21 protein-coding genes are annotated in these 23572 nt (G+C 57.2%); 18 read left to right on the top strand and 3 right to left on the bottom strand.

The features are described 5' to 3' along the window. Nucleotides 1–2: 2 nt before the first annotated feature. The 10 genes from nuoE to nuoN all read left to right on the top strand — a co-directional run bounded on the left by nuoE (nucleotide 3) and on the right by nuoN (nucleotide 11926). A complete protein-coding gene (gene nuoE / locus MUU46_RS09730) occupies nucleotides 3–503 on the top strand; it encodes an NADH-quinone oxidoreductase subunit NuoE (RefSeq protein WP_110509249.1) in 501 nt (166 codons plus the stop codon). Continuing rightward, complete coding sequence (nuoF, locus tag MUU46_RS09725) at nucleotides 500–1837, top strand: NADH-quinone oxidoreductase subunit NuoF (RefSeq protein ID WP_159761989.1); 1338 nt, start codon at nucleotides 500–502, stop codon at nucleotides 1835–1837. The genes nuoE and nuoF overlap by 4 nt, the downstream gene beginning before the upstream one ends. Before the next feature lie 107 nt (nucleotides 1838–1944). Further along, nucleotides 1945–4671: an NADH-quinone oxidoreductase subunit NuoG gene (nuoG, locus tag MUU46_RS09720; protein ID WP_159761988.1), complete on the top strand. Its 2727-nt coding sequence runs from the start codon at nucleotides 1945–1947 to the stop codon at nucleotides 4669–4671. Next, complete coding sequence (gene nuoH / locus MUU46_RS09715) at nucleotides 4668–5645, top strand: NADH-quinone oxidoreductase subunit NuoH (protein WP_110509255.1); 978 nt, start codon at nucleotides 4668–4670, stop codon at nucleotides 5643–5645. The genes nuoG and nuoH overlap by 4 nt, the downstream gene beginning before the upstream one ends. 14 nt (nucleotides 5646–5659) lie before the next feature. Further along, the gene (nuoI, locus tag MUU46_RS09710) at nucleotides 5660–6202 is read left to right on the top strand and encodes an NADH-quinone oxidoreductase subunit NuoI (protein ID WP_110509257.1); all 543 of its coding nucleotides are present in this window, start codon (nucleotides 5660–5662) and stop codon (nucleotides 6200–6202) included. 11 nt (nucleotides 6203–6213) lie between these two features. After that, the gene (gene nuoJ / locus MUU46_RS09705) at nucleotides 6214–6768 is read left to right on the top strand and encodes an NADH-quinone oxidoreductase subunit J (RefSeq protein ID WP_110509259.1); all 555 of its coding nucleotides are present in this window, start codon (nucleotides 6214–6216) and stop codon (nucleotides 6766–6768) included. Beyond that, nucleotides 6765–7067 carry an NADH-quinone oxidoreductase subunit NuoK gene (gene nuoK / locus MUU46_RS09700; protein WP_097161765.1) on the top strand — a complete coding sequence of 101 codons (303 nt, stop codon included), beginning with the start codon at nucleotides 6765–6767 and terminating at the stop codon, nucleotides 7065–7067. The genes nuoJ and nuoK overlap by 4 nt, the downstream gene beginning before the upstream one ends. Continuing rightward, nucleotides 7064–8905 carry an NADH-quinone oxidoreductase subunit L gene (gene nuoL / locus MUU46_RS09695; protein ID WP_110509261.1) on the top strand — a complete coding sequence of 614 codons (1842 nt, stop codon included), beginning with the start codon at nucleotides 7064–7066 and terminating at the stop codon, nucleotides 8903–8905. Before nuoK ends, nuoL begins: the two co-directional genes overlap by 4 nt. Before the next feature lie 27 nt (nucleotides 8906–8932). Next, entirely contained in the window at nucleotides 8933–10462 is a 1530-nt protein-coding gene (gene nuoM, locus MUU46_RS09690) for an NADH-quinone oxidoreductase subunit M (protein ID WP_159761986.1), read from the top strand. A gap of 6 nt (nucleotides 10463–10468) precedes the next feature. Next, nucleotides 10469–11926 (top strand): NADH-quinone oxidoreductase subunit NuoN, encoded by a 1458-nt coding sequence (gene nuoN, locus MUU46_RS09685; RefSeq protein ID WP_159761985.1) that lies wholly within the window; start codon nucleotides 10469–10471, stop codon nucleotides 11924–11926. 46 nt (nucleotides 11927–11972) lie between these two features. Here the strand turns inward: nuoN and MUU46_RS09680 are convergent, their stop codons facing one another. Then, nucleotides 11973–12977, bottom strand: a complete 1005-nt coding sequence (locus MUU46_RS09680) for a chemotaxis protein (protein ID WP_258965419.1) — start codon at nucleotides 12975–12977, stop codon at nucleotides 11973–11975. Between the two features lie 64 nt (nucleotides 12978–13041). Beyond that, nucleotides 13042–13962 (bottom strand): ribonuclease Z, encoded by a 921-nt coding sequence (rnz, locus tag MUU46_RS09675; RefSeq protein ID WP_258965418.1) that lies wholly within the window; start codon nucleotides 13960–13962, stop codon nucleotides 13042–13044. Nucleotides 13963–14015: 53 nt separating this feature from the next. Between rnz and MUU46_RS09670 the strand changes: the two genes are divergently transcribed. From MUU46_RS09670 to menE, 8 genes are all read left to right on the top strand, one after another. Beyond that, complete coding sequence (locus tag MUU46_RS09670; RefSeq protein ID WP_159761982.1) at nucleotides 14016–14474, top strand: GNAT family N-acetyltransferase; 459 nt, start codon at nucleotides 14016–14018, stop codon at nucleotides 14472–14474. A gap of 46 nt (nucleotides 14475–14520) precedes the next feature. Next, nucleotides 14521–14826 (top strand): stress response protein ElaB, encoded by a 306-nt coding sequence (gene elaB, locus MUU46_RS09665; RefSeq protein WP_258965417.1) that lies wholly within the window; start codon nucleotides 14521–14523, stop codon nucleotides 14824–14826. 227 nt (nucleotides 14827–15053) lie between these two features. Next, complete coding sequence (gene menF, locus MUU46_RS09660; protein WP_258965416.1) at nucleotides 15054–16340, top strand: isochorismate synthase MenF; 1287 nt, start codon at nucleotides 15054–15056, stop codon at nucleotides 16338–16340. Nucleotides 16341–16411: 71 nt separating this feature from the next. Continuing rightward, nucleotides 16412–18082, top strand: coding sequence for a 2-succinyl-5-enolpyruvyl-6-hydroxy-3-cyclohexene-1-carboxylic-acid synthase (gene menD, locus MUU46_RS09655; protein WP_258965415.1), 1671 nt, complete (start codon nucleotides 16412–16414; stop codon nucleotides 18080–18082). Then, a complete protein-coding gene (gene menH / locus MUU46_RS09650; protein ID WP_258965414.1) occupies nucleotides 18079–18855 on the top strand; it encodes a 2-succinyl-6-hydroxy-2,4-cyclohexadiene-1-carboxylate synthase in 777 nt (258 codons plus the stop codon). Before menD ends, menH begins: the two co-directional genes overlap by 4 nt. 14 nt (nucleotides 18856–18869) lie before the next feature. Further along, nucleotides 18870–19727, top strand: coding sequence for a 1,4-dihydroxy-2-naphthoyl-CoA synthase (menB, locus tag MUU46_RS09645; protein WP_159761977.1), 858 nt, complete (start codon nucleotides 18870–18872; stop codon nucleotides 19725–19727). Then, a complete protein-coding gene (gene menC, locus MUU46_RS09640; protein ID WP_258965413.1) occupies nucleotides 19727–20692 on the top strand; it encodes an o-succinylbenzoate synthase in 966 nt (321 codons plus the stop codon). The genes menB and menC overlap by 1 nt, the downstream gene beginning before the upstream one ends. Beyond that, nucleotides 20689–22056 carry an o-succinylbenzoate--CoA ligase gene (gene menE / locus MUU46_RS09635; RefSeq protein ID WP_258965412.1) on the top strand — a complete coding sequence of 456 codons (1368 nt, stop codon included), beginning with the start codon at nucleotides 20689–20691 and terminating at the stop codon, nucleotides 22054–22056. Before menC ends, menE begins: the two co-directional genes overlap by 4 nt. Here menE and MUU46_RS09630 read toward each other — a convergent pair. Further along, nucleotides 22053–23567, bottom strand: a complete 1515-nt coding sequence (locus MUU46_RS09630; protein WP_159761974.1) for a tripartite tricarboxylate transporter permease — start codon at nucleotides 23565–23567, stop codon at nucleotides 22053–22055. The two genes, menE and MUU46_RS09630, sit on opposite strands and share 4 nt — an antisense overlap. Between the last annotated feature and the right edge of the window lie 5 nt (nucleotides 23568–23572).

The raw sequence follows: 23572 nt of genomic DNA, 5'->3' as shown, positions 1-23572 counted from the left end.
TTATGCACGAGAATCAACAACCACAAACCGAGGCTTTTGAGCTGAGTGCGGCTGAGCGTGACGCTATTGAGCACGAAAAGCATCACTACGAAGATCCGCGTGCGGCGTCCATTGAAGCGCTGAAGATCGTTCAGAAGCAGCGTGGCTGGGTGCCGGATGGGGCCATTTACGCCATCGCCGACGTGCTGGGTATCCCGGCAAGTGACGTCGAAGGTGTGGCTACGTTTTACAGCCAAATCTTCCGCCAGCCGGTTGGCCGCCACGTGATTCGCTACTGCGACAGCGTGGTTTGTCATATCACGGGCTATCAGGGTATTCAGGCGGCACTTGAGCAAAAGCTCAACATTAAGCCGGGCCAGACCACCTTTGATGGACGTTTCACCCTCCTGCCAACCTGTTGTTTAGGCAACTGCGACAAAGGGCCGAACATGATGATTGATGAGGATACTCACAGTCATCTGACGCCGGAGGCGATCCCTGATCTGCTGGAGCGGTATAAATGAAAAACATTACCATGACTCCTGAAACGCACCCGCTGACATGGCGCCTGCGTGAAGACAAACAGCCGGTTTGGCTCGAAGAATATGAGAGCAAAAACGGCTATGCCGGAGCGCGTAAAGCCTTGGGCAGCCTGGCTCCTGATGAAATCGTCAATCAGGTTAAAGACGCTGGCCTGAAAGGGCGCGGCGGCGCGGGCTTTTCCACCGGTCTGAAGTGGAGCCTGATGCCGAAAGACGAATCCATGAACATCCGTTACCTGCTGTGTAACGCCGATGAAATGGAGCCGGGGACCTACAAAGACCGCCTGTTGATGGAGCAGCTGCCGCATCTGTTGGTGGAAGGTATGCTGATTTCCGCGTTCGCGCTGAAAGCGTACCGTGGCTACATCTTCCTGCGTGGCGAATACATCGAAGCCGCGGTTCACCTGCGTCGTGCGATTGCTGAAGCGACCGAAGCCGGTCTGCTCGGGAAAAACATCCTCGGTTCCGGTTTCGACTTCGAACTGATCGTTCACACCGGGGCAGGGCGTTACATCTGTGGTGAAGAAACCGCGCTGATTAACTCCCTCGAAGGTCGTCGTGCCAACCCACGTTCCAAGCCGCCATTCCCGGCAAGCTCCGGTGTGTGGGGTAAACCGACCTGCGTGAACAACGTAGAAACCCTCTGCAATGTCCCGGCCATTCTCGCGAACGGCGTGGAGTGGTACCAGAACATCTCGAAAAGCAAAGATGCGGGTACCAAGCTGATGGGCTTCTCCGGTCGCGTGAAGAATCCAGGCGTATGGGAGCTGCCGTTTGGCACCACCGCGCGTGAAATTCTTGAAGACTACGCGGGCGGTATGCGTGATGGCCTGAAATTCAAAGCCTGGCAGCCAGGCGGCGCGGGAACAGACTTCCTGACCGAATCGCACCTCGATTTACCGATGGAGTTTGAAAGCATCGGTAAAGCGGGAAGCCGTTTAGGTACGGCGCTGGCGATGGCTGTTGACCATGAAATTGGCATGGTCGGGCTGGTGCGTAACCTGGAAGAGTTCTTTGCTCGCGAATCCTGCGGCTGGTGTACGCCATGCCGTGATGGTCTGCCGTGGAGCGTGAAAATTCTGCGTGCTATCGAGCGGGGCGAAGGCCAGCCGGGCGACATCGAGACACTTGAGCAACTGTGTCGATCCCTCGGCCCGGGCAAAACCTTCTGCGCGCATGCGCCTGGCGCGGTTGAACCGCTGCAGAGCGCGATTAAATATTTCCGCGACGAATTCGAAGCAGGCATCAAGCAGCAGTTCAGCAATACCCATGCAATTGGTGGGATCCAGCCGAACCTGCTGAAAGCACGCTGGTAGTTATCTACGCGAAATCATTCCAGACGCGTTTAGGCGGCTTGAAGGATGAAGTGTAAAAGAATTTTGATTAACGCCTGGTTTCGACCGGGCCAACTGGAAGCACGCTAATGGCTACGATTCATGTAGACGGCAAAGAATACGAGGTCAACGGAGCGGACAACCTGTTACAGGCTTGCCTCTCTCACGGCCTTGATATTCCCTATTTTTGCTGGCATCCGGCGCTGGGAAGCGTTGGCGCCTGCCGCCAGTGTGCGGTGAAGCAATATCAAAACGCGGAAGACACGCGTGGCCGCCTGGTGATGTCCTGTATGACACCGGCATCCGACGGCGCCTTTATTTCTATTGATGACGAAGAAGCGAAGCAGTTCCGCGAAAGCGTGGTCGAGTGGTTGATGACCAACCACCCGCATGACTGCCCGGTCTGTGAAGAGGGCGGCAACTGCCACCTGCAAGATATGACCGTCATGACCGGTCACAGCTTCCGTCGCTATCGTTTCACCAAACGTACCCACCGTAACCAGGATCTGGGGCCGTTCATCTCTCACGAAATGAACCGCTGCATCGCCTGTTACCGCTGCGTGCGTTATTACAAAGATTACGCCGACGGCCCGGATCTGGGTGTTTACGGTGCGCACGACAATGTCTATTTTGGACGTCCGGAAGATGGCACGCTGGAGAGCGAGTTCTCCGGTAACCTCGTTGAAATCTGCCCGACCGGCGTTTTCACCGACAAAACCCACTCCGAACGCTACAACCGTAAATGGGACATGCAGTTTGCGCCAAGCATCTGCCAGCAGTGTTCTCTGGGCTGTAACACCAGTCCGGGCGAGCGCTACGGCGAACTGCGTCGTATCGAAAACCGTTATAACGGTACCGTAAACCATTATTTCCTGTGCGACCGCGGTCGTTTCGGCTATGGCTACGTGAACCTGAAAGATCGTCCGCGTCAGCCGGTACAGCGTCGCGGTGACGACTTCATCACCCTTAACGCCGAGCAGGCGATGCAGGGCGCCGCAGATATTCTGCGTCAGTCGAAGAAAGTCATTGGCATCGGCTCTCCACGCGCAAGCGTTGAGAGCAACTTCGCGCTGCGTGAACTGGTCGGAGCGGATAACTTCTACACCGGTATCGCCAAAGGCGAGCAGGAACGTCTGCAGCTGGCACTGAAAGTGCTGCGTGAAGGCGGCATTCATACGCCTGCGCTGCGTGACATCGAATCTTACGATGCCGTTCTGGTTCTCGGGGAAGATATCACCCAGACCGGCGCTCGCGTTGCCCTGGCGGTTCGTCAGGCGGTGAAAGGTAAAGCACGTGAAATGGCAGCGGCCCAGAAAGTGGCTGACTGGCAGATTGCGGCGATCCTTAACATCGGTCAGCGTGCGAAACATCCGCTGTTCGTGACCAACGTCGACAACACTCGTCTGGATGACATCGCGGCGTGGACCTACTGCGCACCGGTCGAAGACCAGGCGCGTTTAGGTTTCGCTATCGCTCACGCATTGGATAACAGTGCGCCAGCGGTTGAAGGCCTGAGCAACGACCTGAAAGGCAAAGTGGACGTTATCGTGCAGGCGCTGGCCGGTGCGAAAAAACCACTGATTGTCTCCGGGACCAACTCCGGCAGCGCCGAAATGATTCAGGCGGCAGCTAACGTCGCTAAAGCCCTGAAAGGCCGCGGTTCAGACGTCGGTGTGACCATGATTGCCCGGGCTGTGAATAGCGTCGGTCTCGGCCTGATTGGCGGGGGGTCACTGGAAGAGGCATTAGACGAGCTGGAATCCGGTTCTGCTGATGCGGTGGTGGTGCTGGAAAATGACCTGCATCGTCATGCTTCTGCAGCCCGCGTAGATGCTGCGCTGTCTAAAGCGCCGTTGGTGATGGTTATCGACCATCAGCGTACCGCGATTATGGACAAAGCGCATCTGGTTCTGTCCGCTGCGAGCTTCGCAGAAAGCGACGGAACGGTCATCAACAACGAAGGCCGCGCTCAGCGTTTCTTCCAGGTATACGATCCGGCTTATTACGACAGCAACATCATCATGCTGGAAAGCTGGCGCTGGCTGCATTCGCTGCACAGCACCTTAGAAAGCCGTGAAGTTGACTGGACGCAGCTGGATCACGTCATTGACGCTGCCGTGGCTGCACTTCCGCAGCTGGCAGGTATCAAAGACGCTGCGCCGGATGCGTCGTTCCGTATTCGTGGTCAGAAACTGTCTCGTTCACCGATTCGCTCCAGCGGTCGTACCGCCATGCGCGCGGATATCAGCGTTCACGAGCCGCGTCAGCCGCAGGATAAAGACACCATGTTCGCCTTCTCCATGGAAGGGAACAACCAGCCAACGGCTGCACGTTCGCAAATTCCATTTGCGTGGGCACCAGGTTGGAACTCCCCGCAGGCATGGAACAAGTTCCAGGCTGAAGTGGGTGGTCATCTGCGTAACGGCGATCCGGGCGTGCGTTTGATTGAAGCGTCTGAAAACGGTCTGGCTTACTTCGAGCAGGTTCCGGCCAGCTTCGAAGCGCAGGACGGTCAATGGCGTATTGCGCCTTACTATCATCTGTTCGGCAGTGACGAAATGTCACAGCGTTCGCCGGTCTTCCAGCAACGTATGCCGCAGCCGTACATCAAGCTCAATCCGGTCGATGCCGCGAAGCTTGGCGTCAACGCCGGGGCAAACATTGCACTGAGCTACGACGGTCAGACCATCAACCTGCCGCTGGTGCTTTCCGATGCACTGACAGCAGGGCAGGTCGGTCTGCCGATGGGTATGCCGGGTATTGCGCCAGTGTTGGCAGGTGCGCATATTGAGAATCTGCAGGAGGCGAAAGCATGAGTTGGTTAACACCGGATGTTATCGACATTCTGTTAAGCATCCTGAAAGCGGTCGTCATTCTGCTGGTGGTCGTCACCTGCGGTGCGTTCATGAGCTTTGGTGAACGTCGTCTGCTCGGTCTGTTCCAGAACCGTTACGGACCGAACCGCGTAGGTTGGGGTGGTTCACTCCAGCTGGTGGCGGACATGATCAAGATGTTCTTCAAAGAGGACTGGATCCCGAAATTTACCGACAAGGTTATCTTTACCCTTGCGCCGGTTATCGCGTTCACCTCTTTGCTGGTGTCGTTCGCTATCGTCCCGGTCAGTCCGACCTGGGTCGTTGCCGACCTCAACATCGGTATCCTGTTCTTCCTGATGATGGCAGGCCTGGCGGTTTACGCCGTTCTGTTCGCGGGCTGGTCGAGTAACAACAAATACTCGCTGCTCGGTGCGATGCGTGCTTCTGCGCAGACCCTGAGCTACGAAGTGTTCCTCGGCTTATCGCTGATGGGCGTTGTGGCGCAGGCTGGCTCCTTCAACATGACCGATATCGTTAACAACCAGGCGCACCTGTGGAACGTGATTCCGCAGTTCTTCGGCTTCATCACTTTCGCCATCGCGGGCGTAGCGGTATGTCACCGTCACCCGTTTGACCAGCCGGAAGCGGAGCAGGAACTGGCCGACGGTTATCACATTGAATATTCCGGCATGAAGTTCGGTCTGTTCTTCGTGGGCGAATACATCGGTATCGTCACTGTTTCAGCGCTTATCGTAACGCTGTTCTTCGGTGGCTGGCAGGGTCCATTCTTACCACCATTCATCTGGTTCGCGCTGAAAACCGCGTTCTTCATGATGATGTTCATTTTGATCCGTGCAGCATTGCCGCGTCCGCGTTATGACCAGGTAATGTCCTTCGGCTGGAAAATCTGCCTGCCGCTGACGCTGATCAACTTGTTGGTAACGGCGGCTGTCATTCTCTGGCAGGCGCAATAAGGGGCGAATAGACCATGACCTTAAAAGAATTATTAGTGGGCTTTGGCACCCAGGTTCGCAGTATCTGCATGATCGGGATGCATGCGTTCGCCAAACGCGAAACGCAGATGTATCCGGAAGAGCCGGTTTATCTGCCACCGCGCTACCGTGGCCGTATCGTGCTGACGCGCGATCCGGACGGGGAAGAGCGTTGTGTAGCCTGTAACCTGTGTGCGGTAGCCTGTCCGGTTGGCTGTATCTCTCTGCAAAAAGCAGAGACTAAAGACGGCCGCTGGTACCCAGAGTTTTTCCGTATTAACTTCTCACGCTGCATTTTCTGCGGTCTGTGTGAAGAAGCGTGCCCAACCACGGCGATTCAGTTGACCCCGGATTTCGAACTGGGTGAATACAAGCGTCAGGATCTGGTGTACGAGAAAGAGGATCTGCTGATTTCCGGTCCGGGCAAATACCCGGAATATAACTTCTACCGGATGGCGGGTATGGCAATCGACGGCAAAGATAAGGGCGAAGCAGAGAACGAAGCCAAGCCTATCGACGTCAAGGGCCTGTTACCGTAAGGAGAGGGGCAATGGAATTCGCATTTTATATTTGTGGTCTGGTCGCCATCCTGGCCACGCTACGGGTCATCACGCACACCAATCCGGTGCATGCGTTGTTGTACCTGATCATCTCACTGCTGGCGATTGCCGGGGTGTTCTTCTCGCTCGGTGCGTACTTCGCCGGTGCGCTGGAGATTATCGTCTATGCCGGGGCCATCATGGTTCTGTTCGTATTCGTGGTGATGATGCTGAACCTGGGCGGAGCTGAAATCGAGCAGGAACGCCAGTGGCTGAAGCCGCAGGTCTGGATTGGGCCTGGTGTGCTGTCCGTTATCCTGTTGGCGGTGATTGTTTACGGTATCCTGGGCGTGAGCGACCAGGGCATCGAAGGCAACGCTATCAGCGCTAAAGAAGTCGGTATCGCCTTGTTTGGTCCGTACGTACTGGCGGTGGAGCTGGCCTCCATGCTGCTGCTGGCGGGCCTGGTTGTTGCCTTCCACCTGGGACGCGAAGAGCGTGCCGGTGAAGTACTGAGCAACCGTTCGAACGATAGCGCGAAAAGAAAACCGGAGGAGCGCGCATGATCCCCTTAACACATGGACTGATCCTCGCCGCGATCCTCTTCGTTCTCGGTCTGACAGGTCTGGTTATCCGCCGCAATCTGCTGTTTATGCTGATCGGTCTGGAAATCATGATTAACGCCGCTGCGCTGGCCTTTGTGGTCGCCGGCAGCTACTGGGGCCAGACCGACGGTCAGGTAATGTATATCCTCGCTATCAGCCTTGCGGCTGCGGAGGCGAGTATTGGCCTGGCGCTGCTGCTGCAGCTCCACCGTCGCCGCCAGAACCTGAACATCGATTCAGTAAGTGAGTTGCGTGGATGAACATGCTTGCCTTAACCATCATTTTGCCATTGATTGGCTTCCTACTGCTGTCCTTCTCCCGTGGCCGCTGGTCGGAAAACGTTTCCGCTACCATCGGCATGGGGTCTGTCGGCCTGGCGGCGCTGGTCACCGCGTTTGTTGGCGTTGATTTCTTCGCTAACGGCAAACAGGCAATCAGCGTCCCACTGTGGACCTGGATGTCAGTCGGTGATTTCAACATCGGATTCAACCTGGTGCTGGACGGCCTGTCGCTGACCATGCTCTCCGTGGTGACCGGCGTTGGCTTCCTTATCCACATGTTCGCTTCCTGGTACATGCGCGGTGAAGAGGGTTACTCTCGCTTCTTCGCCTACACCAACCTGTTCATTGCGAGCATGGTGGTGTTGGTGTTGGGTGACAACCTGCTGCTGATGTATCTGGGCTGGGAAGGCGTGGGCCTGTGCTCCTATCTGCTGATCGGTTTCTACTACACCGATCCGAAGAATGGCGCCGCGGCAATGAAAGCGTTCGTCGTGACCCGTGTGGGTGACGTCTTCCTCGCGTTCGCGCTGTTCATTCTCTACAACGAGCTGGGCACGCTGAACTTCCGCGAAATGGTTGAACTGGCTCCTGCGCACTTCGAAGCGGGCAACAACATGTTGACCTGGGCGACGCTGATGCTGCTGGGTGGTGCGGTCGGTAAATCTGCACAGCTGCCGTTGCAGACCTGGCTTGCGGATGCAATGGCCGGTCCAACGCCGGTTTCTGCGCTGATCCACGCCGCGACCATGGTTACCGCGGGCGTCTACCTGATTGCCCGTACCCACGGTCTGTTCTTGATGACCCCGGAAATTCTGCATCTGGTCGGGATCGTCGGTGCGGTTACGCTGGTGCTGGCAGGTTTCGCCGCGCTGGTACAAACCGACATCAAACGCGTACTCGCTTACTCCACCATGAGCCAGATTGGCTACATGTTCCTGGCGCTGGGCGTACAGGCGTGGGATGCGGCGATTTTCCACCTGATGACGCACGCGTTCTTTAAAGCGCTGCTGTTCCTCTCTTCTGGTTCAGTCATCCTGGCGTGTCATCACGAGCAGAACATCTTCAAGATGGGTGGCCTGCGGAAGTCGATTCCGCTGGTTTACGTCTGCTTCCTGGTCGGGGGCGCAGCGCTGTCTGCACTGCCACTGATTACCGCAGGCTTCTTCAGTAAGGACGAAATCCTTGCCGGTGCGATGGCTAACGGTCACGTCAATCTGATGGTGGCGGGTCTGGTGGGTGCGTTCATGACGTCGCTCTATACCTTCCGCATGATCTTCATCGTGTTCCACGGCAAAGAGCAGATCCACGCTCACGCAGGGAAGGGCATTACCCATCACCTGCCGCTGATCGTGCTGCTTGTTCTGTCCACCTTCGTTGGCGCGATGATTGTGCCACCGCTGCAAGGTGTACTGCCGCAGACGACTGAACTTGCGCATAGCCACGTACTGACGCTGGAAATCACTTCCGGGGTTGTTGCGATTGCCGGCATCCTGATTGCCGCATGGCTGTGGCTGGGTAAACGTACGCTGGTTACCGCGATTGCCAACAGCGCACCGGGCCGTCTGCTCGGAACCTGGTGGTACAACGCGTGGGGCTTCGACTGGCTGTATGACATGATTTTCGTCAAACCGTATCTGGGCATTGCGTGGCTGCTGAAACGCGATCCGCTGAACAGTCTGATGAATATCCCGGCCATTCTTTCCCGCTTTGCAGGTAAAGGCCTGCTGGTCAGCGAGAACGGTTATCTGCGCTGGTATGTGGCATCCATGAGCATTGGCGCGGTGGTTGTTCTCGCGCTGCTGATGGTTTTGCGTTGAGTTGACAGAAAAGGAATATAGATCGCCATGTTATTACCCTGGCTAATACTAATCCCGTTCATCGGCGGATTCTTATGCTGGCAGACCGAACGCTTCGGCGTGAAGATGCCGCGCTGGATCGCGTTGATTACAATGGGACTGACGCTGGCCCTGTCCCTGCAACTGTGGTTGCAGGGCGGCTACTCTCTGACGCAAGCCACTGGCCTTCCGCAATGGCAGTCTGAATTTATTCTGCCGTGGATCCCACGCTTTGGCATTAATGTCCATCTCGCACTCGACGGTCTGTCGCTGCTGATGGTGGTCCTGACCGGTCTGCTCGGCGTGCTGGCAGTGCTGTGTTCCTGGCGTGAAATCGAAAAATACCAGGGCTTCTTCCACCTCAATCTGATGTGGATCCTGGGCGGCGTAATCGGCGTGTTCCTCGCCATCGACATGTTCCTGTTCTTCTTCTTCTGGGAGATGATGCTGGTTCCGATGTACTTCCTGATCGCGCTGTGGGGCCACAAAGCCTCTGACGGTAAAACGCGTATCACGGCGGCGACCAAGTTCTTCATCTACACCCAGGCGAGTGGTCTGGTGATGTTGATTTCGATCCTGGCGCTGGTATTCGTACATTACAGCGCCTCGGGCGTCTGGACTTTCAGCTACGAAGAGCTGCTGAAAACGCCGATGACCCACAACGTAGAATATCTGCTGATGCTCGGCTTCTTCATCGCGTTCGCGGTGAAAATGCCGGTGGTTCCGCTGCACGGTTGGCTGCCAGACGCGCACTCACAGGCACCAACTGCGGGTTCTGTTGACCTCGCGGGCATCCTGTTGAAAACCGCGGCCTACGGTATGCTGCGTTTCGCTCTGCCGCTGTTCCCGAACGCGTCTGCCGAATTTGCCCCAATCGCTATGTGGCTGGGTGTCATCGGTATCTTCTACGGCGCGTGGATGGCCTTCACGCAATACGATATCAAACGCCTGATTGCTTACACCTCCGTATCGCACATGGGCTTTGTGCTGATTGCGATTTACACCGGTAGTCAGCTGGCATACCAGGGTGCAGTGATTCAGATGATTGCGCACGGTCTGTCCGCGGCGGGTCTGTTCATTCTGTGTGGTCAGCTGTACGAACGTCTGCACACGCGTGATATGCGTATGATGGGCGGTCTGTGGAGCAAAATTAAATGGCTGCCTGCGCTGTCCATGTTCTTCGCAGTAGCGACGCTGGGTATGCCGGGTACCGGTAACTTCGTCGGTGAATTCATGATCCTGTTCGGCAGCTTCCACGTTGTGCCGGGTATCACCGTGATTTCAACCTTCGGTCTGGTCTTTGCGTCTGTTTACTCGCTGGCGATGCTGCATCGCGCTTACTTCGGTAAAGCGAAAAGCGAAATTGCTGCCAAAGAATTGCCAGGGATGTCGCTGCGCGAGCTGTTTATCGTCCTGCTGTTAGTGGTGCTGCTGGTTCTGCTCGGGTTCTACCCACAGCCGATCCTCGACACTTCTCATGCTGCGATGGGCAATATTCAGCAGTGGTTTGTTAATTCTGTTTCTACTACAAGGCCGTAAATCGCCATGACAATAACTCCACAACAACTGATCGCACTGCTACCGCTGCTGATCGTCGGCTTGACGGTGGTGGTTGTGATGCTCTCCATTGCGTGGCGACGCAATCATTTCTTCAATGCCACGCTGTCGGTCATCGGCCTGAACGTCGCGCTGCTGTCGCTCTGGTTTGTTGGCCACGTTGGCGCAATGGACGTGACGCCGCTGATGCGCGTCGATGGTTATGCCATGCTCTACACCGGGCTGGTGCTGCTGGCGAGTCTCGCCACCTGTACTTTTGCCTATCCGTGGCTTGAGGGCTATTACGACAACAAAGAAGAGTTCTACCTGCTGGTGCTGATTGCCGCACTGGGTGGGATTCTGCTGGCTAACGCTAATCACATGGCTGCGCTGTTCCTCGGTATCGAGCTTATCTCGCTGCCGCTGTTCGGTCTGATTGGCTACGCGTACCGTCAAAAGCGCTCGCTCGAAGCGAGTATCAAATACACCATTCTGTCTGCCGCAGCGTCTTCATTCCTGCTGTTCGGTATGGCGCTGGTGTACGCGAACTCTGGCAGTCTGTCGTTCCTGGCACTGGGTAAGCTGCTTGCGGACAACATGCTGCACGAGCCGCTGCTGCTGGCAGGCCTCGGTCTGATGATTGTTGGTCTTGGCTTCAAACTGTCTCTGGTTCCGTTCCACCTGTGGACGCCAGATGTGTATCAGGGTGCGCCTGCGCCGGTTTCCACCTTCCTGGCAACCGCGAGCAAAATCGCCATCTTCGGCGTGGTTATGCGTCTGTTCCTGTACGCACCCGTCGGTGACAGCGAAGCAGTACGCGTGGTGCTGGGCATTATTGCCTGCGCCTCAATCATCTTCGGTAACCTGATGGCGCTGAGCCAGACTAACATCAAGCGTCTGCTCGGCTACTCCTCCATCTCACATCTGGGTTATCTGCTGGTGGCGCTGATTGCGCTGCACAGCGGTCAGATGTCCATGGAAGCCGTTGGCGTGTACCTGGCCGGTTACCTGTTCAGCAGCCTCGGCGCGTTCGGCGTGGTTAGCCTGATGTCCAGTCCATACCGTGGCCCGGATGCAGATTCTCTGTACTCCTACCGTGGTCTGTTCTGGCACCGTCCAATCCTGTCAGCGGTGATGACAGTGATGATGCTCTCCCTGGCCGGTATCCCGATGACCCTCGGCTTTATTGGTAAGTTCTACGTGCTTGCCGTCGGTGTTCAGGCGCACTTGTGGTGGCTGACGGCGGCGGTGGTACTGGGCTCTGCGATTGGTCTCTACTACTACCTGCGTGTAGCGGTGAGCCTGTATCTGGAAGCGCCACAGCAGCTGAACCGCGATGCACCGTCGAACTGGCAATACAGCGCTGGTGGGATTGTGGTACTGATTTCCGCGCTGCTGGTGCTGATCCTCGGTATCTACCCGCAGCCGCTGATCAGTATCGTTCAGATGGCGATGCCGATGATGTAAAAATAAAAAACCCGCTTCGGCGGGTTTTTTTATGGCAGTGTTGTTATCAAACCGAATGCAGCCGACTAATCAGTGGCCCTTCTTCGCGGCGCTCGGCACGCTCGAGCACTTCCTTAATCACCGATGACAGCTCATTAATTTCGAACTTCGCCACATAACCGTCGGCTTTCACTTTGCGGATATGGTCTTCGTTAGCATTGCCCGACAGCGACGAGTGGATAACGACCGGAATGGCTTTCAGGCGCGGGTCAGATTTGATTTTACGCGTCAGGGTAAAGCCATCCATCTCCGGCATTTCGAGGTCGGTCAGCACCAGCGCGATTTTATCGGTCACCGGCACGCCTTCGTCCTGCGCTTCTTTCGCCAGCTTTTCGATAGTCTCCCAAGCCTGTAGCCCGGTAACGTGCATCCTGGTCGGGATTTCCATCGCCTGCAGGCCTTTCTCCAGCATCGCCCGCGCCACCTTCGAATCCTCAGCGACGATCGCCGTAGCGCCCGGTTTGATACGCTGTTTGGGCGCGGTCAGGCGTGTGGCATGCAGGTCGTGGTCGGCAGGCGCAATGTCATACAGAATTTGTTCCACGTCGATAACCATCGCCAGGTTATTACTGTCTTTTTCATTGTCGAGGCAAGCAATGCTGGTGATGTACTGGCCGTTCACCGCTTTTTCCGCAGTGTGCACCTGGGTCCAGTCGAGGCGCGTAATGTTTTCCACCGACTCCACGGCAAACGCCTGCACGCTGCGGGCGTACTCGGTGATAAGCAGAATGTTCAGCCCGCTTTCCGCTTTGCAGCCCAGCACTGACGGCAGGTCAATCACCGGGATAATCTGGTCACGAATATTCACCATACCCATCACCGGTGCCTTAATGCCCGCGGGTTTAGTAAAGGAGGGCATTGGCACGATTTCGCGCAGTTTGAAAACATTAATGCCAAACAGTTCTGACTTGCCGCCGTCCTCTGATGCGCCAAGGCGGAACAGCAGCAGTTCGAAGCGGTTCGACAGGGTCAAATTAGCCCTGTCGTCGATATCTTTCTGGAAATTATCCATATTGCCCTCAGAGTAAAGAGTCGGGTCGAGCCTTTACTCTGTTATCGGCAAAATTAAATAAAAGTTAAGCCAAAGGGAACACGCTGAAATCTTCCGCCAGCTCGCACGGCTCAAACACGCTTCGACACTCTGCCAGCAGGCGCTGACAGCCTTCCCAGTCATAACGGGAACTCACATGCGTAATAATCAATTTGCTAACGTTGGCATCGCGCGCCAGTTCGGCGGTCTGAATCGAGGAGGAGTGCCCACGGCTGTTGGCTTTTTCTGCCATCTCGTGTTCGAGTGTGGTTTCATGCACCATCACATCCACTTCTTTCGCCATCGCCAGCGCGGCCGGGCAGGGAGCGGTATCACCGAAAATTGCCAGTTTTACGCCTGGCGTACTGGGCCCTAAATAATCCTGACCGTTCACCCTACGCCCGTCCGGCATCTCAACCGTCTGTCCTTTTTTCAGCTGCTGGAACAGCGGCCCGGCTTTAATGCCGTCGGCCAGCAGGCGCTGAGCGTCGAGCGGGCCAGGCTTATCGTGCTGCTCAATGCGGTAACCAAAACATTCCACCGGGTGATTAAGCGGATACGCGGTGACCTTAAACAGGCCATCGTCAAACACTTCACCGGCGCTGATTTCTTCAACGGTGAGTGGATAATCGGTCCATGAACCGCTCAGGCGCAGCGCCATTTCGACAAATTCTTTAATGCCCTTTGGCCCAAAAATCGTCAGTGGCGACGGATTGCCCTGCATCGAACGGCTACACAACAGGCCCGGCAGCCCGAACAAATGGTCGCCGTGCAGGTGAGTAATGAAAATTTTATCGAGCTTTCCCGGATGATGGCTGGTTTTGAGAAACTGGTGCTGCGTGCCTTCGCCACAGTCAAACAGCCACATTTGCGACAGCGTAGGTTGTTGCAAATTCAGCAGTATCGACGTCATATTACGGTGACGGGTCGGTACGCCTGCGGATGTCCCGAGAAAAATCAATTCCATAACGCAGTGTCCTCGAAGCGTTAAATTAAAACGACAGTATAACGGAGCACAATATGATTCAGTGGAACGATCTTCACCACAGTCAGTTAACCGTCCCGCAGTTGTATGCTTTGCTCAAGCTACGCTGTGAGGTATTCGTGGTGGAGCAGACCTGTCCTTATCAGGATATCGACGGTGACGATCTCTTGGGTGAGAACCGGCATATCCTCGGCTGGCGTGATGGAGAGCTGGTGGCGTATGCGAGGATTCTGAAAAGCGAAGAGGAATTTGAGCCGGTAGTGATTGGTCGGGTGATTATCAGCCACGCGGTACGAGGCGAAAAACTGGGCTATAAGCTGATGGAACAGACCCTTGCCAGCTGCCAGCAAAACTGGCCGCTGAAGGCGCTGTATCTGGGTGCACAGGCGCATCTGCAACCGTTCTATGCCCACTTTGGATTCTCCCCGGTAACCGATGTCTATGATGAAGACGGCATCCCGCATATCGGCATGGCGCGGGAAGCGAACTCCTGAACCATTGTCTATAGTTAGCGGACAGGTTTAACCATGGAGAAAACTGATGGCTTATCATTCTTATGAATCACGTATTGATGACGATCTGGCTTTGCTGAGTGACACTCTGGAAGAGGTCTTAAGCTCCTCGGGCGATCCCGCGGACCAGAAGTATATTGAGCTTAAGCTCCGGGCCGAACAGGCCTTACAGGATGTACAGTCCCGCGTCAGCCAGGCGTCAGACACCTATTATTACCGTGCTAAACAGGCTGTAACCCGTGCTGATGACTACGTACACGACAAACCTTGGCAGGGCATTGGCGTCGGTGCCGCCGTCGGGCTGGTGTTGGGGCTGCTGTTAGCGCGTCGATAGTCGTCTAAGCACGTCGGTAAAAATCCACTCCCTCGTCATGGGTACTGCATTTTTCAGGCAGTACCCCTTATACTCGTCATCCTTCACGCTGCATGTGCGTTGGCTACACCTGTTCACCCCTGTCACTTACTTAGGTAAGCTCCTGGGGACTCGCAGGTTTGCCGCCTGCCTGCAACTTGAATTATTTAGAGTATATAATGTGTGGTTTTTATCAGAGAGAGGTTCGCGTGCATTCCATTACCGCTGCGCTGGAAAACCTGTTGGGTTTTCTGTCTGACGACATGCCTGATGCACCTGGCTCGCGAATTTTCGACACACCTTTTCCTCTCAATGATGCTTTTGATCCCCTGAGCTGGCTTTGCAGTCAGCCGATATTCCCGCAGTTTTACTGGCAGCATCGCAGCGGCCAGGAAGAGGTTGCCGCTCTCGGCGCCGTGCGTCGCTTTACCTCGTTACCTCACGCCAATGCCTTTCTTCAGCAGCAGCAAACCGCGCTTCGCATCTGGGGCCTCAACGCCTTTGAGCCGGAAACGGGTGAACTGTTTTTGCCGCGTCTGGAATGGCGGCGCGATGCGGGAAAAGCCTTATTACGCCTGACGCTCAGTAGCGATTCGTCGTTGCGAGAAGATGCCCGTGCGGCGTGGGAATTTTTAACCGCCTTGCTGCCTGCTCATCCGTTGCCCCTGTTAAGCGGCGAGTTGAAAGGCGAACGCCATTTTCCTGATCACGCGGGTTGGCTGCGCTTGATTGAAACCGCGACGGACACTATCGCTACAGGTGAACTGGAGAAAGTCGTGCTTGCCCGCGCCACAGATCTGCAATTCGCCGCGCCGCTGCACGCCGGTGCAATGATGGCCGCGAGCCGCCGCGTCAATCTCAACTGCACCCATTTTCTGATGGCCTTCGATGCAAAAAGCGCGTTTCTGGGCTCGACGCCGGAACGGCTCTGGCGTCGTCACGGACAACAGCTCGATACTGAAGCGCTGGCGGGCACAGTGGCGAGCCATCCGGACGATAAGCAGGCGCAGAATTTTGCTAACTGGCTAATGCGCGATGATAAAAATCAGCGTGAAAATCTGCTGGTGGTGGAAGACATATGCCAGCGTTTGCAGCAGGACGTCAGCGCGCTGGAAGTGCTGCCGCCGCAGGTGATTCGCCTGCGAAAAGTGCAGCATCTCAGACGCTGTATTCAGGCCGAACTAAAAAAACCTGACGACGAACGCTGCCTGTTTCAGCTTCAGCCGACGGCTGCGGTGGCTGGGCTCCCGCGCGAGCAGGCCCGGCAGTTTATCGAGCATCATGAGCCGTTCACCCGCGAATGGTACGCCGGCTCCGCGGGCTATCTCAGCCTGCAACAAAGCGAATTCTGCGTAGCGCTGCGTTCGGCGAAAGTCACCGGCGACGTGGCGCGATTATATGCCGGAGCCGGGATTGTTCGCGGCTCCGATCCTGAACAGGAATGGCAGGAAATCACCCAAAAAGCAGCAGGATTACGCTCCTTGCTTATCCGATAACCGACGAATATCAATAACCTGTCGGAATCACTCATCTATAATTATACGCAAAATTGATACCGGACAATCTCATGTCAGTAAGCGCATTTAACCGACGCTGGGCGGCGGTGATTCTGGAAGCATTAATTCGCCACGGCGTGCAGCACGTATGCATCGCGCCGGGCTCTCGCTCGACGCCATTAACGCTGGCGGCGGCGGAAAACCGCGCTCTGATAGCCCACACCCATTTTGATGAGCGTGGCCTCGGCCATCTGGCGCTGGGGCTGGCAAAGGCAAGCCAACAGCCGGTGGCGGTGATTGTCACATCCGGAACGGCAGTCGCCAATTTGTATCCCGCGCTGATTGAAGCGGGACTGACGGGCGAAAAAATCATTCTGCTGACCGCCGACCGACCGCCAGAACTCATCGACTGTGGCGCCAATCAGGCGATTCGCCAGCCTGGCATGTTCGGTTCGCATCCGTCACAAACGCTGTCTCTGCCGCGCCCGAGCCACGACATTCCGGCCCGCTGGCTGGTGTCGTCGATTGATAACGCGTTGGGCCAACTGCACAGCGGCGGGGTACATATCAACTGCCCGTTCGCAGAACCGCTGTACGGCGAAATGGACGATACCGGACTCGATTGGCAGCAAGCGCTCGGCAACTGGTGGCAAAGCGACAAGCCGTGGCTGCGCGAAGGGCTGCAGCTGGAAAGTGAAAAGCAGCGCGACTGGTTTTTCTGGCGACAGAAGCGGGGCGTGGTGGTGGCCGGGCGCATGAGCGCGGCGGAAGGAAAGAAAGTGGCTGAATGGGCGAAAATGCTCGGCTGGCCGCTAATAAGCGACGTGCTGTCGCAAACCGGACAACCGCTACCGTGTGCCGATCTCTGGCTCGGAAATGCCAACGCTGTCACCGAACTGGCGCAGGCGCAAATAGTAGTGCAGTTCGGCAGCAGCCTGACGGGCAAGCGCCTCCTGCAATGGCAAGCTACCTGCGAACCGGATGAATACTGGTTGGTGGACAACCTTCCTGGCCGGCTCGACCCGGCGCATCACCGCGGCCGTCGCCTGGTGTGCAAAGTAGGCGCCTGGCTGGAACAGCATCCGGCAGAGCAGCGCCAGCCCTGGACGGTGGATATCCCGTACCTGTCAGAGCTGGCGTGGCAGGCCGTTGTTGCCCAGCGTGAAACGTTCGGCGAAGCGCAACTGGCGCATCGTATCAGTGAATATCTGCCCGATCAGGGCCAGCTTTTTGTCGGCAACAGCCTCGTGGTTCGTCTGATCGACGCCCTGGGCAAGCTTCCGGCGGGGTACCCGGTGTACAGCAATCGTGGCGCGAGCGGCATCGACGGGCTGATTTCCACTGCCGCAGGCGTCCAGCGCGGCAGTGCCAAATCGACGCTGGCCATCATGGGCGATCTCTCGGCGCTGTATGATCTCAACGGTCTGGCCTTATTGCGCCAGGTTTCCGCCCCGCTCGTGCTGATCGTGGTGAACAACAATGGCGGGCAGATTTTCTCGCTGCTGCCGACGCCGACTGAAGAACGTGAACGATTCTATCTGATGCCGCAAAACGTCCATTTTGAGCACGCGGCAAACATGTTCGGCCTGCGCTATCACCGCCCGGAAAACTGGACTGCGCTGGAAGAAGCGCTGCATGGCGCGTGGCGTCAGCCGGTGACCACGGTGATTGAGCTGGTGGTCAACGACACCGACGGCGCGCAGACGCTGCAAAAATTACTGGCGCAGGTCAGCCAGCTATGACGCTCCACGCCGTTGCCCGAGAAGGTGCCCCGAACCAGCCGTGGCTGGTGTTTCTGCACGGCTTTTCGGGCGATCATCGTGAATGGCAGGCGGTAGGAGAAAAACTCGTTGAGTTTTCTCGGCTGTATATCGACCTGCCTGGTCACGGTGGGTCAGCGGCAATTTCAGTGACGAATTTCGACGATGTGTGCCGGGCGTTGCAGGAAACGTTGATTAGTTACAACATCCTAAATTATTGGCTGATTGGTTACTCGCTGGGTGGGCGTGTGGCGATGGTTGCGGCAAATCAGGAGAAACTCCCCGGTTTGAAAGGGCTGGTTGTCGAAGGTGGTCATCCTGGCTTACAGGATAGAGCCGCCCGTGAAGCGCGCCTGCAGTCCGATACGCAATGGGCCCAGCGCTTTCGCCACGAACCGCTGGCCGACGTTTTCGATGCCTGGTACCGTCAGCCGGTATTTGCCTCACTCACCGACGCACAGCGCCAGACACTGGTGGCATTACGCGCCGACAACAATGGCCCGCGGCTGTCCGACATGCTGCTCGCCACCTCGCTTGCAGTGCAGCCTGATTTACGCGCGGCGCTCGCCGCCCGTGGCTATGCTTCAGGTGACTATGCATTTTTATATCTATGCGGTGAACGCGACGCTAAATTCCGTGCACTGGCGGAAGAACTGGCTGCGCCATGCCACCTTATTCCTCACGCCGGACACAATGCCCATCGGGAAAATCCCGCAGCGGTGGCGAACTGTCTGGCACAGATTCTGAATGACTGACGACAGGACATATTATGATTTCCCCAGATGAAAAAATGCTCTACGCCCCGGTTGAATGGCAAGACTGCTCCGAAGGTTTCAGCGATATCCGTTATCAGAAATCCGCTGACGGCATCGCCAAAATCACCATCAACCGTCCGCAGGTGCGTAACGCGTTCCGCCCACTGACTGTCAAAGAGATGATCCAGGCGCTGGCCGATGCGCGCTATGACGACAACGTCGGCACCATCATTCTGACCGGCGAAGGCGATAAAGCGTTCTGCGCGGGCGGCGATCAGAAAGTTCGCGGCGACTACGGCGGATACCAGGATGACTCTGGCACCCATCACCTGAACGTGCTCGACTTCCAGCGTCAGATCCGCACCTGCCCGAAACCCGTTGTGGCAATGGTTGCAGGCTACTCTATCGGTGGCGGCCACGTGCTGCACATGATGTGTGACCTGACTATCGCGGCGGAAAATGCCATCTTCGGCCAGACCGGCCCGAAAGTCGGCTCCTTCGACGGAGGCTGGGGCGCATCTTACATGGCCCGCATCGTCGGTCAGAAGAAAGCCCGCGAAATCTGGTTCCTGTGCCGTCAGTACGACGCGAAAGAAGCGCTGGACATGGGGCTGGTCAACACCGTGGTCCCGCTGGCGGATCTGGAAAAAGAGACCGTGCGCTGGTGTCGTGAAATGCTGCAAAACAGCCCAATGGCGCTGCGCTGCCTGAAGGCGGCACTCAACGCCGATTGCGACGGTCAGGCCGGTCTGCAGGAACTGGCGGGCAACGCCACCATGCTGTTCTACATGACTGAAGAAGGTCAGGAAGGCCGCAATGCCTTCAACCAGAAACGTCAGCCTGACTTCAGCAAATTCAAACGGAACCCGTAATGCGCCAAGCCCAGGTGTACCGCTGGCAGATCCCGATGGACGCGGGAGTGGTTCTGCGAGAGCGACGGCTGAAAACCCGCGATGGACTGTTGGTCAGGCTTTGCCTGGGCGAGGCTGAAGGCTGGGGCGAGATTTCGCCCTTGCCGGGGTTCAGTCTGGAAACGCTCGACGAGGTGCAGGCGGCCGTGATTGCCTGGGTGAGTGCGTGGCTGGAAGGGGACGACCCTGAATTTCCGTCACAGCCCTCTGCCGCGTTTGGTTTGAGCTGTGCGCTGGCCGAGCTGAATAACGATCTGCCCGACGCCGCCGATTACCGCGCTGTGCCGCTGTGTACCGGCGATCCAGATGAGCTGTTCACGGTGTTGCAGGCGATGCCCGGCGAGAAAGTCGCGAAGGTGAAAGTCGGTCTGTGGGAAGCGGTACGCGACGGCATGGTGGTCAATCTGCTGCTGGAAGCCGTGCCAGATTTACAGCTTCGTCTGGATGCCAACCGTGCCTGGACGCCGCTAAAAGCGCAGCAGTTCGCCAAATACGTTAATCCGGACTATCGCTCACGCATCGCCTTTATCGAAGAGCCGTGTCGCACCCGCGACGATTCCCGTGCCTTTGCGCAGGAAACCGGGATCGCCATCGCCTGGGATGAAAGCCTGCGCGAAGCCGATTTCGCCTTTATCGCCGAGCCGGGCGTGAAGGCTGTGGTTATCAAACCGACGCTCACTGGCAGTCTGCAAAAGGTCCGCGAACAGGTCGCGGCGGCCCATCAACAGGGGTTGACCGCAGTGATCAGCTCGTCGATTGAATCGAGTCTCGGCCTGACGCAACTGGCGCGTATTGCCGCCTGGCTGACGCCGGGCACCATGCCGGGGCTGGACACGCTGAACCTGATGCAGGCGCAGCTGATTCGTCGCTGGCCGAATAATGAATTACCGTGCATGACCCACGACAGTCTGGACCCGCTGTTATGATTTTCCACGATTACCCATGGCGACACTGGCGTACCCTGCGCCCACGCGCGCAGGCGCTGCGTCTGGGTGACGAAATCCTCGACTGGCAGCAGTTGTGTCAGCGGATTGACGCGCTGGCCGCCGGGTTTGCTGCGCAAAATGTTCAACCGGACGACGGGGTGCTGCTGCGGGCGTATAACAACCCGCAAACGCTGCTGGCGTGGCTGGCGCTGCTACAATGCGGCGCGCGTGTTTTGCCGGTTAACCCTCAGTTACCGCGCGAGCTGGTGGCCGCACTCTTGCCGCAGTTTTCGCTGCGCCATGCGTTATTGCTCACCGACGAAAAGCCGTTCGACGCGCTGACTGAGCTAGCTCTCCAACAGGCTGAAGATGTGCCGGACGTTGCCTGGCAGGCAGAGCGTCTGGCGACCATGACGCTGACGTCAGGCTCCAGCGGCCTGCCAAAAGCCGCGGTGCATACGCTGGGCGCTCATCTCGCCAGCGCCGAAGGCGTGTTAGCGCTGATGCCATACCGCGAAACCGACGACTGGCTGCTGTCGCTGCCGCTGTTTCACGTTTCCGGACAGGGCATTCTCTGGCGCTGGTTACTGAAAGGCGCGCGCTTAACGGTGCGCGAACGCGTGCCGCTGGCGCAAATGCTCGAGGGCTGCACCCATGCTTCTCTGGTGCCCACGCAGCTGTGGCGGTTGCTGAAGGAGGACGAAACGCTAACGCTCAATACCGTGCTGCTTGGCGGCGCGGCGATCCCCGTTGAGCTGGCGGAACATTCCCGTTCATGCGGCATCCGCACTTTTTGTGGCTATGGGTTGACGGAGTTTGCCTCAACGGTCTGCGCCAAAGAAACCGACGGTGAAGCTGACGTCGGTTCGGCGTTACCGGGGCGAGAAGTGAAAGTCGTTGACGGCGAAATCTGGCTGCGGGCGAAAAGCATGGCTGCGGGCTACTGGCGAAACGGTGTGCTCATGCCGTTGACTAACGCCGAAGGCTGGTTCCCGACGCGGGATCGCGGTGAATTACATGGCGATCGCCTGACCGTTCTCGGGCGCATGGATAATCTCTTTTTCTGCGGCGGGGAAGGTATTCAGCCAGAAGAAGTCGAACGGGTGATCGCGCGTCATCCGCAGGTTGAACAAATCTTTATTGTGCCGCTGGATGACGCCGAATTTGGTCAGCGTCCGGTGGCGGTAGTGGAAGGGGGCGATGACTTTGACGTCACGCAAATGCCGGACTGGGCGACGGATAAACTGGCGCGATTTCAACAGCCGGTGTGTTGGCTGATGCTGCCTGCCAGCCTGAAAACCGGCGGGATAAAAATCTCCCGCCGGGCATTACAGGAGTGGGTCAACGCCACGCTGCGCGGTTAGTTCGCTTCCGCGGCGGTTTTACGCTGGCGTTTACGCACCAGACGCAGCACCGGTGGAATGACAATCACCGCGAAGGCCAGCACCAGCAGCGTTTTCGCCACACCGCTTTCCCACAGAATATTCATGCTGCCGTTGCTGATCGACAGTGCGCGGCGCAGGTTCTGCTCCAGCATTTCCCCCAGCACGAACCCGAGGATCAGCGGCGACATCGGGAAATTCATTTTCCGCAGAATGTAGCCAAATACCCCAAGTCCTACCATCAGCACCAAATCAAAAGTGGTGCTGTGTACCGCGTAGACGCCTACCGCAGAGACGGCGGCAATCGCCGGAACCAGGAACCATAGCGGAATGGTCAACATGCGGGTGAACAGGCCAATCAGCGGAATGTTCATGATAAGCAACATCACATTGGCAATCAGCAGCGCGGCAATCAGCCCCCAAACGATATCCGGTTGTTCGGTAAACATCGCCGGGCCAGGGGTGATGTTATACAGCGTCAGCGCGCCCATCATCACAGCCGTGGTGCCGGAACCCGGCACGCCTAACGTCAGCATGGGAATGAACGAGCCACAGGCCGAAGCGTTATTCGCAGCTTCTGGCGCAGCGACGCCGCGTATATCGCCCTTGCCGAAACTGTCGCTGTTGCCGCTGATTTTCTTCTCGGTCATGTAGGTGATGGCGCTGGCGATGGTCGCTCCGGCCCCTGGCAGCACGCCAACGAAGAATCCGACCACCGATGAGCGCAGCGTGGCGCCCACGCACTGCGAGGCTTCCTTCATGTTAAACATCATGCGTCCGGTTTTGCGGACCAGCGTCTGACCGCCACTGGTGCTTTCCAGCATCAGCAGAATTTCCGACACCGAGAACAGACCGATAACCACCACGATGAACTGCACGCCATCGGACAAATGGACGCTGTCGAAGGTGAAGCGATATACACCGGTGTTGGCATCCACACCCACCGTCGCCAGACCCAGGCCAATCAACGCCGCCAGGAAAGATTTCAGCGGGTTTTCCGCCATCATGCTGCCGAGACAGGCGATAGCAAACACCATCAGGGCGAAATACTCCGCCGGACCAAACGCCAGCGACCACTGCGCCAGCGCCGGAGCGAACAGAATAATGCCGAAAATGGCGATCATCGACCCCATAAACGAGCTGACGGCGGAAATCGATAGCGCGACACCGCCGCGGCCTTGCTGCGCCATCGGGTAGCCGTCCAGGGCGGTCATAATGGCCGCCGCGTCGCCGGGGACGTTCAGCAGAATTGATGAAATACGCCCGCCATATTCACAGCCGATATACACCGTGGCGAGCAGGATCAGCGCTGATTCGGCGGGCAGATGCAGAGCGAACGCCAGCGGCAGCAGAATGGCCACGCCGTTGATTGGCCCAAGGCCGGGCAGCAGCCCAACGATGGTGCCGACGAAGCAGCCAATCAGCGCAATCACCAGGTTTTCCGGGGTCATCGCCACGGCGAACCCCTGCGAGAGATAAATCCAGGTATCCATAGGAG

The organism is Scandinavium tedordense, assembly GCF_024764965.1.
In the GTDB taxonomy this organism is placed as follows: Bacteria; Pseudomonadota; Gammaproteobacteria; order Enterobacterales; family Enterobacteriaceae; genus Scandinavium; species Scandinavium tedordense.
This window is presented reverse-complemented; position numbering and strand designations above follow the sequence as displayed.

Bases quoted from the DNA above. Each gene is read 5' to 3' on its own strand.
- rnz (WP_258965418.1), bottom strand. From the start codon at position 13,962: ATGGAATTGATTTTTCTCGGGACATCCGCAGGCGTACCGACCCGTCAC.
- menE (WP_258965412.1), top strand. From the start codon at position 20,689: ATGATTTTCCACGATTACCCATGGCGACACTGGCGTACCCTGCGCCCA.
- nuoH (WP_110509255.1), top strand. From the start codon at position 4,668: ATGAGTTGGTTAACACCGGATGTTATCGACATTCTGTTAAGCATCCTG.
- menH (WP_258965414.1), top strand. From the start codon at position 18,079: ATGACGCTCCACGCCGTTGCCCGAGAAGGTGCCCCGAACCAGCCGTGG.
- MUU46_RS09630 (WP_159761974.1), bottom strand. From the start codon at position 23,567: ATGGATACCTGGATTTATCTCTCGCAGGGGTTCGCCGTGGCGATGACC.
- menB (WP_159761977.1), top strand. From the start codon at position 18,870: ATGATTTCCCCAGATGAAAAAATGCTCTACGCCCCGGTTGAATGGCAA.
- nuoE (WP_110509249.1), top strand. From the start codon at position 3: ATGCACGAGAATCAACAACCACAAACCGAGGCTTTTGAGCTGAGTGCG.
- MUU46_RS09680 (WP_258965419.1), bottom strand. From the start codon at position 12,977: ATGGATAATTTCCAGAAAGATATCGACGACAGGGCTAATTTGACCCTG.
- nuoN (WP_159761985.1), top strand. From the start codon at position 10,469: ATGACAATAACTCCACAACAACTGATCGCACTGCTACCGCTGCTGATC.
- menC (WP_258965413.1), top strand. From the start codon at position 19,727: ATGCGCCAAGCCCAGGTGTACCGCTGGCAGATCCCGATGGACGCGGGA.
- MUU46_RS09670 (WP_159761982.1), top strand. From the start codon at position 14,016: ATGATTCAGTGGAACGATCTTCACCACAGTCAGTTAACCGTCCCGCAG.
- nuoK (WP_097161765.1), top strand. From the start codon at position 6,765: ATGATCCCCTTAACACATGGACTGATCCTCGCCGCGATCCTCTTCGTT.
- elaB (WP_258965417.1), top strand. From the start codon at position 14,521: ATGGCTTATCATTCTTATGAATCACGTATTGATGACGATCTGGCTTTG.
- nuoF (WP_159761989.1), top strand. From the start codon at position 500: ATGAAAAACATTACCATGACTCCTGAAACGCACCCGCTGACATGGCGC.
- nuoJ (WP_110509259.1), top strand. From the start codon at position 6,214: ATGGAATTCGCATTTTATATTTGTGGTCTGGTCGCCATCCTGGCCACG.
- nuoM (WP_159761986.1), top strand. From the start codon at position 8,933: ATGTTATTACCCTGGCTAATACTAATCCCGTTCATCGGCGGATTCTTA.
- nuoG (WP_159761988.1), top strand. From the start codon at position 1,945: ATGGCTACGATTCATGTAGACGGCAAAGAATACGAGGTCAACGGAGCG.
- nuoL (WP_110509261.1), top strand. From the start codon at position 7,064: ATGAACATGCTTGCCTTAACCATCATTTTGCCATTGATTGGCTTCCTA.
- menD (WP_258965415.1), top strand. From the start codon at position 16,412: ATGTCAGTAAGCGCATTTAACCGACGCTGGGCGGCGGTGATTCTGGAA.
- nuoI (WP_110509257.1), top strand. From the start codon at position 5,660: ATGACCTTAAAAGAATTATTAGTGGGCTTTGGCACCCAGGTTCGCAGT.